Annotated in this window: 7 protein-coding genes; 1 reads left to right on the top strand and 6 read right to left on the bottom strand. The window is 42.7% G+C overall.

Annotation, left to right across the window (positions count from 1 at the left end; translation table 11 throughout):
- Positions 1 to 1,240 precede the first annotated feature (1,240 nt).
- The 3 genes from ISR87_14795 to ISR87_14785 all read right to left on the bottom strand — a co-directional run bounded on the left by ISR87_14795 (position 1,241) and on the right by ISR87_14785 (position 4,474).
- Positions 1,241 to 3,412 (bottom strand): TonB-dependent receptor, encoded by a 2,172-nt coding sequence (locus tag ISR87_14795; GenBank protein ID MBL7026709.1) that lies wholly within the window; start codon positions 3,410 to 3,412, stop codon positions 1,241 to 1,243.
- 47 nt (positions 3,413 to 3,459) lie between these two features.
- The gene (locus ISR87_14790; GenBank protein MBL7026708.1) at positions 3,460 to 3,921 is read right to left on the bottom strand and encodes an 8-oxo-dGTP diphosphatase; all 462 of its coding nucleotides are present in this window, start codon (positions 3,919 to 3,921) and stop codon (positions 3,460 to 3,462) included.
- A 97-nt stretch (positions 3,922 to 4,018) separates the two neighbouring features.
- Positions 4,019 to 4,474, bottom strand: coding sequence for a MarR family transcriptional regulator (locus ISR87_14785; GenBank protein ID MBL7026707.1), 456 nt, complete (start codon positions 4,472 to 4,474; stop codon positions 4,019 to 4,021).
- Positions 4,475 to 4,793: 319 nt separating this feature from the next.
- On the opposite strand from ISR87_14785, the gene ISR87_14780 reads away from it, so the two are divergent.
- Positions 4,794 to 5,297, top strand: coding sequence for a flavin reductase family protein (locus tag ISR87_14780; protein MBL7026706.1), 504 nt, complete (start codon positions 4,794 to 4,796; stop codon positions 5,295 to 5,297).
- Between the two features lie 30 nt (positions 5,298 to 5,327).
- Here the strand turns inward: ISR87_14780 and ISR87_14775 are convergent, their stop codons facing one another.
- From ISR87_14775 to ISR87_14765, 3 genes are all read right to left on the bottom strand, one after another.
- Entirely contained in the window at positions 5,328 to 6,911 is a 1,584-nt protein-coding gene (locus ISR87_14775; protein ID MBL7026705.1) for an ATP-binding cassette domain-containing protein, read from the bottom strand.
- Positions 6,912 to 7,040: 129 nt separating this feature from the next.
- Positions 7,041 to 8,345 carry a thymidine phosphorylase gene (locus tag ISR87_14770; protein ID MBL7026704.1) on the bottom strand — a complete coding sequence of 435 codons (1,305 nt, stop codon included), beginning with the start codon at positions 8,343 to 8,345 and terminating at the stop codon, positions 7,041 to 7,043.
- Complete coding sequence (locus ISR87_14765; protein ID MBL7026703.1) at positions 8,323 to 8,856, bottom strand: gamma carbonic anhydrase family protein; 534 nt, start codon at positions 8,854 to 8,856, stop codon at positions 8,323 to 8,325. Before ISR87_14765 ends, ISR87_14770 begins: the two co-directional genes overlap by 23 nt.
- Positions 8,857 to 9,065 lie beyond the last annotated feature (209 nt).

Below are 9,065 nucleotides of genomic sequence, written 5' to 3'. Positions count from 1 at the left end.
CTTAGAGCCATCCTTTTTGCGCCTGATTTTATCCGTACCAAAATCGATCAAATATGGCAAGTTATTAGAAACATTGACGCTTGTTGCGATACAGCCAAAATCCAGGTGGCGTAAAACGTGGTTTATCAGGGACGACTAATTAAAGCTTCAATCTGACTCACACGCACGGGAGTGCAAAATAAAAATGATGTGGAGGGATTCAGTTAACTCACAAAGCGAATCTGTTTCAGCAAGCAACTCAAGCTTAAAGCAGCAGTTGCACGCTAAGGAGTTGATTTGGGTCTAAACACTGGAGCAGTAATTAGTTTTCTAGGGTTGATCTGGTTCTTTTACGATTTGTATGTGTTTTTCACACATGACGAGGATAAACCTGGGTCAATATCCGATATATACATTCGGGAATATTGGATCACCTCCAGAACCCGATCCATGAGAAATCCAAATCTAATCTGTGAACAATCAAATATGTATGTGGCTTCTTACAAAAAAGGGGACAAGTGTTTCTTCAGGGGAGGAATATTTGGAGTGTGGAGTCTTGCGTTGCCAATGATGATCTTGTCACAAGGAAATACTTGGCAGATTGAGGTAAAGAGCTAAGTAAATCCTTCCTTTGTGGGACTAATGTTATACATGCTTTTCTATTCTTCCTCTTTGGCAGAAGGTATATTTGGTGTTCTATTCATAGGGGGATTTCTCTTTGCAATCAGAGCTGTCTTTTTGGCATACGTTCGATCCAGCTATTTCGGAGATTTGTCCCGTTAACTGGCTCCAAAGAAAGGTTTAGCACTGACACATGCCGGGACGTGCAGAACGAAAAAGAAGTGATGGATACAATTAACGAACAAAGCGGATCTGTTTCGGGAAGCAGCTTAAGCCAAAAACGAGATTCATAACCTGTTAGTTTATTAAGAACCCTTTATCCCCTTAAGGTAGCTTAAAAGCATACGACCTGCACCAGTCTCAACTCTTTCCCTCAATTTTGGATGAATGGATACCAAAGAACCATTTGGTTTGTCTAATCATTAAGGTGATTAAAAAAATGGAACTGGATACGGATCTTAACAGTTATCTCGGAGGTAGCCGTTAAGACTTCTGAAGATTGGATTTTACATAAATCTGTGGAAATCTGCCTGCCCGGCGTAGCTCAACGAGCAGAGACGGGTGTGAATCCGTGGTAAAAGAAAAGAGACTACCTCAGGTTCTGAGACAGCCTCTTTTTGGTAAAAATTTCTACCTCTGGTTAGAAAACAAAATCAAAATTGATGGTGGGCATAAACGGCAATAGAACAAAGGTTCTATCCTGGAGACTGTTTGTCACCCAGCTGGCTTCGTTAAATTCAAGATTCCTTCTATTGGTCAGATTGATAAGTTTCAGACTGACTTTCCCATCCACCTTTTCCCATGAAACCTCACGGTAAAAGGATAAATCAAGTCTATGATAGGCTGATGACCATTCCCAGCTTTGATCGCTATCAAAATAGCGTTTTCCTGAAGCCAGGGCAAAATCCATTTTGTAGCCCATATTGTCCCTGAATTTTCCATCTAGAGTAAAATAGAATTCATGTTGTCTGTGTCCTGGGAGGAGGTCCTTGACACCAGTAGTGTCAGTGAGAGTTGCCGTGGAAAATCGATATTTTGCCAGGGTTCGAATGCCAGGGGTTAATTTTTCCATTGAAAGATTGAATCCGCTCACCAAACCTGATTCATAGGGAATCAACCATTTATCCTGTGCGCTAAAATCCCCCTGCCAGCTACTATCAAGGAGTGTGGGATTCTCAAGCAGGCGGGTGAATATCTCAGCGGATATATCATACCCAATACGGGGCATGAAACTTCCTCCCAGACTAATATCAACTTCACCAGGCATATCGAGACTCTTATCTACTGGAATCAGAATATCCAGGAGTGGTTGGCTCAAAGTATTTGAGAGAGATACTTCCCGGTTTGTAGACGTGGATTGTACCATTGAAAAATAGGCAGAGTAAATGTTCGAAGGTTCCCACTGAACGCGAAGACTTGGATTCACAGCCAGCTTTTCTGCAAAGGAAGAGTAGACAGTATGAAGCCCTACATCTGTAGACAGATTATAGGGTAATGTGTATCGATACCCTGCCTTGGCTTTAAATATCAAACCGGAAACATCCATTAAGGTGCTGGAATCGACGTAGGCCAGATCAGAGTTTAGCAGATCAATGCTCATTCCTGCAGATACCATATTGTTGCGACCCAGGAAGTATTCGGCATGGGTGGATATTCCGTAGGTGCTCAGATCGTTGGTAAAATCACCATTTAAGTCCTGGGATAAACCAAACGGAATCTGGTCAGCTCTCAGAAAAGTATGATAATTCCTACCATATAAATTTGTAAGCGTTGCCAGCCTGGGGCTAAATCGGTGTTGTATGCGTGTTGAGATAAAGCTGTTGTACCAACTTGAGTGTGCACTGCGTCCCTGGGCTCCCAACCAATGCAGTTTGTCAAAGGTCAGGTACATGTTGCCTGATATTTTGGTATCTTCGCTTATATCGAAGGTGATTTTTCCATTCAGATCATAAAAATAATAATCAGGCTTGAATCTTCGATAGACGCTATCTGATTGGGTAGTACTCAATGAGTAGATCGCATCAAAATCTATGCGACGGCCAGAAAAATACCATGAGCCACCAGCAGGATGAGGACCTGATGTGGTAAGCCCACTCTCAACCAGCCCCAGAATTGCGCGGACATCCGTTTTTGATCGATTACCTTCCTGATAGATTAATTCAGTCGTACCTACTGGGTCGGTAGTAGTTTGTCTCACATTGCCAGCGCCATGATTTTCGATATGCTTCACCGCATCCATGTTGAATGCTGGATAAATATTGTAAAGGTGACGTGTATTTTCTACTGGGACACCATCAATAACATATCGGGTAAATTCACCGGTGGGATGCAGCCAGCGAGTCGGAGCCATAAGCTCATATGAGAATCCATCGTTCTCGAGCTCCTCCGTTTGCATAAGGACAATATTTTGGGGCTGCTCGGGTCCAGGGAGTTGAGATGTAATTCTGATCTCAGGCACTTCCAGTAGCGAATCTTCAACCACGACCTCTTCCCCTCCCAGGGTTTGAGGTTTCATATGGATCGGGATAATGATATGGGTATCATCTTCAAAAAAGAATTGTTTGCCATAGGAATTATATCCCATATAAGAGCAGACAACCAGTAGACTATCATGAGATAAGCCACCAAGGTAAAAGTAGCCGTCCACATTAGAGGTGCCACCCAGATAAGTGCCTTTTATGGTAAGATTTGCATATGGTAAAGGTTCAAGTGTAACCGAATTTCTAATGGTGCCAGAAATTGATTTGATCTGGGCAAAAAGCATAGGTACGGCTAGCAACAGAATCAAAGGTCGGATAAAGGATTTTTTCATTTTATTTCTCATTCCCCATTAAGTTCAATAACAGAATACATTATACTTTAATACCAGGTCACATTCCAATTAAGAAGTTCACCTGATTCATATTTAAAAACCGCAGAGAAAATACCTGGTTGATCCAACCAATCCATAAAAATCCGGTCTCCTTCCCAGAGAGGGATGTCTTTTAGTTCAGCTTTTGAGATCCACTGGAGATGACCTTCTGGAGAATCTATCAACTTGCCGATAAACTCATCAAATCGGTATACAAACACGTACCAATCGTTTTCGCCATCAAAATCTGGAAAGGTGATAAACCCTTTTAGCTGTGGTCTGGAGACCTGCAACCCTGATTCTTCCAATACTTCTCTCATGGCACAGGCCTCTGGAGATTCACCCTCCTCAACTTTACCACCTAGGCCATTCCATTTCCCCTCATGCATATCATTGACTTTTTTATTGCGATGAAGCATCAAGGTCTTCTCGCCATCACGTAGGTAACACAAAGTTGCCAGCTTATTCATTCTGTCTGTCCTAGTCTCTACTCTGTCAATTGTTCCGCAAGTGAAATAAAAAAAGTCCGGTATAAACCGGACTTTTTCCCAAAATCAGTAATATGAATCAGGCGTTTCTGACTAGCCAGGTACTTACCAATCCCTGCATCAAAGAAATACCATTGTATATCTTATCCCTATCTTCAACAGAGATATCTTTCAGCATTTCACCGTGGAGATCTGCGTACTCTTCTTTCAGCTTACCTACCAGGGTTTGACCCTTGTTGGTGAGGCTGATTTTTGCAAATCTTCGATCTTCAATACTTTGGACGCGGTCAACCAATTTTTCTGCAAAAAGACCATCAATAATTCTGGTCAAACGGCTTGGAGAGAGATGCATACTAGTAGCAAGCTCTTGTACAGAGTAGGATTTTCCCGCTTCGACAATTCTCAAACAACGGAATTCAGCAACTTTTAGTCCATGGTCTTTAGCAAACATTTTTTCTTTGGCTTCACAGCACCTCAACAAATCAAATGTCAATTCGGTAATTGCGCTGGCCTGTTGTTTCAATTTCACGTCCATCTTTAATCCCCTTTAAGCTGTAAGTCTTATTCAAGCTATTCATTATATATAATCATTGTCTATGCTAATGATTGCTATTACACAAAAATTTAGTATTGGATTGAACCCAAGACTAACATTTTCTTTGCTAAAAGCAAAAATAGTGCCTTTGTAGCTATTAACTATAGATGATATTATTTATTCCATAAATTTTGTATCAAAACATTCAGTGGCTCCAACCAACAAATACTTCAGGGTTTTTGAATCACCTGCGTAAAAATTTCTGATCATTTTGATTATTGTCCATGACAACTATAGAATCAGCGTCTAAACTGTGACCATGCAGAAAATTACTGATTACCGAGAAAGCCGCGCATTACACTATCCTGAGACCGTGAGTATAGTAATTGTCAAAGATGAAGATGGAAGATACAACCCCATGTCAGCAGCATGGGCTATGTTTACATCTATTGAACCACGGATGATGGCAATATCCATTGGATTTGAGCGCTATACCTACGAACTGATGCGGAAACAAAAAGAATTTGTTATCAGTTACCCCTCTATACGGATGGCTGAGGAAGTCAGATTTTTTGGTTCTGAGTCAGGCAGGGATCTGGACAAATTAAAAGTTCTGGGCACCCCAACTCAACCCGCTGTGATGATCGATGGTCTCTTGCTTGCAGAGGCGAGCCTAAATTTTGAATGTGTTTTGAAGGATAGCTTGATTACAGGTGATCATATGATCTTTTCAGGTGAAGTAGTGGCAAGCCATGTACATACTGAAAATATCCCTCGGATTTATTCCCTGGGACCAAAAATATTTGGCGGGTTTCCCGTATAGATTTAATTCAGGATCGGTCTAAATGCTGTCCTAATGCAATCCAAGATATTCATCATAGCTTGAAACATTGACTTCGACAGACTTGGCATCAAGATCAATGATGCGATTTGATACGGTCTGATTGAACTCATGATCGTGGGATGTGAACAGTATATTTCCCTTGAAGCGAATAAGTCCTTCGTTGATGGCAGTGATGCTTTCCAGATCCAGGTGATTGGTTGGACCATCCAGCATGAGTACGTTGGCACCTGTCACCATCATCTTGGCAAACATACATCTGACCCTCTCCCCACCAGAAAGCACATTGGTTTTCTTAAATGCATCTTCCCCTGAGAAAAGCATCTGGCCCAGCAGCCCACGGATATAAGGTTCATGTTGATCATCGGAATATAGACGGAGCCAATCTATCAGGTTATATTTCCCTGGTTCAAAATATTCGGTATTGTCCTTAGGGAAATATGACTGGGTTGTGGTAACGCCCCAGCTGGCAAAACCGGAATCTGGTTCCATTTCACCGGCGAGAATTTTAAAAAGTGTCGTGGTCGCCAGTTCGTTTTCAGCCAGGAAAATAACTTTTTCACCTCTAGCAATGTGAAACGAGACATTATCCAGTATTTTTTTGCCTTTAATGCTCTTGGTCAACCCCTCAACTGTCAGGATGTCCTTGCCAGCCTCTCTGGCTGGTTCAAAATGGATATAGGGATATTTTCTGGTGGATACTGGCATATCCCCTAATTCCAATTTTTCCAATTGCTTTTGCCTGGATGTAGCCTGTTTTGACTTGCTGGCGTTGGCTGAGAAACGTGAGATAAATGCTTTTAGCTCTTTGGCTTTGTCTTCAGCTTTTTTATTCTGATTATTTCTTAAATTTTGAGCCAATTCACTGGATTGTCTCCAGAAATCATAATTGCCTGCATAGGTTGTAATCTTGCCAAAATCAATGTCGGCAGTCATGGTACAGACCTTATTCAGAAAGTGTCTATCATGGGAGACAACAATTACTGTGTTGGTGAAGCCAAGCAGGAATTGCTCCAGCCAATCCTTGGCTTTGATGTCAAGGTGATTAGTAGGTTCATCCAGAAGCAGAATGTCAGGATTACCAAATATGGCCTGAGCCAGCAAAACCTTTATTTTTTCAGAACCCTTGAGATCTTTCATTCCGCGATCAGCATAGGACACTTCAAGTCCCAACCCTGCCAGAAGCACCATGGCTTCAGACTCGGCCTCCCAGCCACCCATTTCACCAAATTCAGCCTCAAGCTCTGCGGCTCTCATCCCATCTGCATCAGAGAAATCCGGTTTCATATAAATCGCATCTTTTTCCTGCATGATATTGAAAAGAATCTCATTGCCCTTCAGAACGGTCTCCAAAACGGTGAATTCATCATAGGCAAACTGATCCTGTTTTAGCACCGACATGCGTTCCCCTGGCCCCATACTGACGTTGCCCTTTTGCATTTCGATATCTCCGGCCAACAGTTTGAGAAAGGTGGATTTTCCAGAACCATTGGCTCCGATGAGTCCATAACAGTTTCCTGGTGTAAACTTGATGTTTACGTCTTCAAATAACTTCTGACCACCAAAGGTCAAACTAACATTATTGGTACTTAGCATATGTGGATAATTGTCCTATTTATAATCACTTCTAACATCAAGGGATCATATAGTTGCTGGAAGCTCCTCTTCAAACCAGAAAAGTGAACAATTTTGAACTTGGGTGGAGCGGGGTTTTTGTGGTGTGGCTTACTCGATTCTTTCAAGTATGAGCGGTGGTATTTCAGGTGGTGATTGCTCTATGGAAAAGAATTTCTCACCCTGTGCCAGTACTTCGTTAAGGGCTGTTTCATCATTGGAGTAAAGCGTGAGAATGTCGTCACCCCTATTCAGACTATCCCCAATTCTACCATGGATATACATTCCGCTGGAATAATCGATGGTATCTGTAATTTTGCGTCGGCCTGCTCCAAGTTGTATACCTGCAAAACCAAGGGCCATGGTATCTATGTGAGCGAGGTACCCTGATTCAGGTGCAGGGATCACCCCAGAAAATTTTGCTTTGGGGTAGTTGCTCAAGTTATCCAGAACACCAGGATCGCCACCCTGCAATTCAGTAATTCTTTTGAGCTTTTCAAAAGCTGAGCCGTCTGCCACAGTTTTGGATTGCATATCAATGGCAGCTTGCTGGGATAGCTTTGGATTTGACATCCTCAGAATCTCCGCCCCCAATGCATAGGTGACATCCATAAGGTCTGCCGGGCCAGTTCCCTGCAATCCCCGCAGTGATTCCTCCATTTCAAACCAATTGCCTATAGCAGAACCCAGTGGTTGGTTCATATCGGTGATCAGGGCAGTGGTTTTAATCCCATACCCCTTTCCAATGGAAACCAGACTGTTGGCCAATGTTCGAGAATCTTCAGGAGTCTGCATAAAGGCGCCATTCCCCGTTTTTACATCCAGGACCAGCCCCTGGATGCCTTCGGCAATTTTTTTACTCATGATACTGGCAGAAATCAGGGGGATGGATCTCACCGTGGCGGTAACATCTCTCAGGGAATAAATTTTCTTATCGGCAGGACAAATATTTCCTGTTTGTCCGATGAGACCAACATGCTCTTTTAGGACCATGTCATGCCAGTCATTCAAATCGAGATTCACGTTGAACCCGGGAATGGATTCCAATTTATCCAGGGTTCCACCACTATGTCCAAGTCCTCGCCCTGATATCATAGGAATATGTATACCTAATACAGCAAGAATGGGAGCCAGCAGAATGGAAACCTTATCACCCACGCCGCCGGTGCTGTGTTTGTCTGCTACAAAACCAGGAGCCGAGCTAAAATCCATTCGTTCCCCGGACTCCAACATAACTTTCGTAAGGGAGAGCGTTTCTTCGGTGCTCATCCCTTTGATAAAAATGGCCATAAGCAGAGCGGACATTTGATAATCCGGAATACTACCATCTGTATAGGCAAGTATGAAGTCCCTGATTTCACTGTCAATAAGCGATTGACCCAATGATTTTTTTTCAATGATCTGATAGGGTATCATCTTCACTCCTGTAACTCTCTGCCAGTTCAACATAGTGTTTCCAGCCGGTTTGCATGCGCTGAAACATATCCTCATCAATTACCGCTCTCTGCCTGGCCGGGATACCAGCCCAGAGTGTCCTCGCCGGGATATGCTCATGTTCTTTGACCAGGGCTCCGGCTGCAACCAGTGCGCCTTCATCAATTTTAGCCCAGCTTAATACGGTTGCTCCCATACCAATCAGGGCATCGTCCTTTACAATACATCCATGGACAATTGATTGATGACCAATGGTGACCCTGTCGCCTATAAGACAAGGTCCGTCCTCCCATTCCACATGGAGGATAGCTCCATCCTGGACATTGACATTTTCACCAATTCTGATTTTATTCAAATCACCACGAATGACAACATTGTACCATATACTTGTACCGGCGCCAATTTCAACATCGCCTATGATGACGGCATTTTCAGCTACCCATGCATCTAGATGTATTTTGGGACTATGTCCCTTGAATGATTTTTTTATCATATCCTATAATTCACTCCTGACAGAGCATTAAACATAATCGTTGGGGTTACATTTGGAAACATAATCCATTATTGAAGTTCCCCCGTTATATCAGTTAAAAATCAGGTTTAATTGTCGGTATCGGTGTTTCTTCAAATAAACAGGATTGATTTGACCAGGATTTCTGGTCAGAATGGCCGAAATACCATCACCAAGTGCATAATATCCAA

This window comes from Candidatus Neomarinimicrobiota bacterium, assembly GCA_016784545.1.
GTDB lineage: Bacteria > Fidelibacterota > UBA8477 > UBA8477 > JABMPR01 > JABMPR01.
The sequence above is the reverse complement of the archived record's forward strand: the minus strand, read 5'-3'. Positions and strand labels throughout refer to the sequence as shown.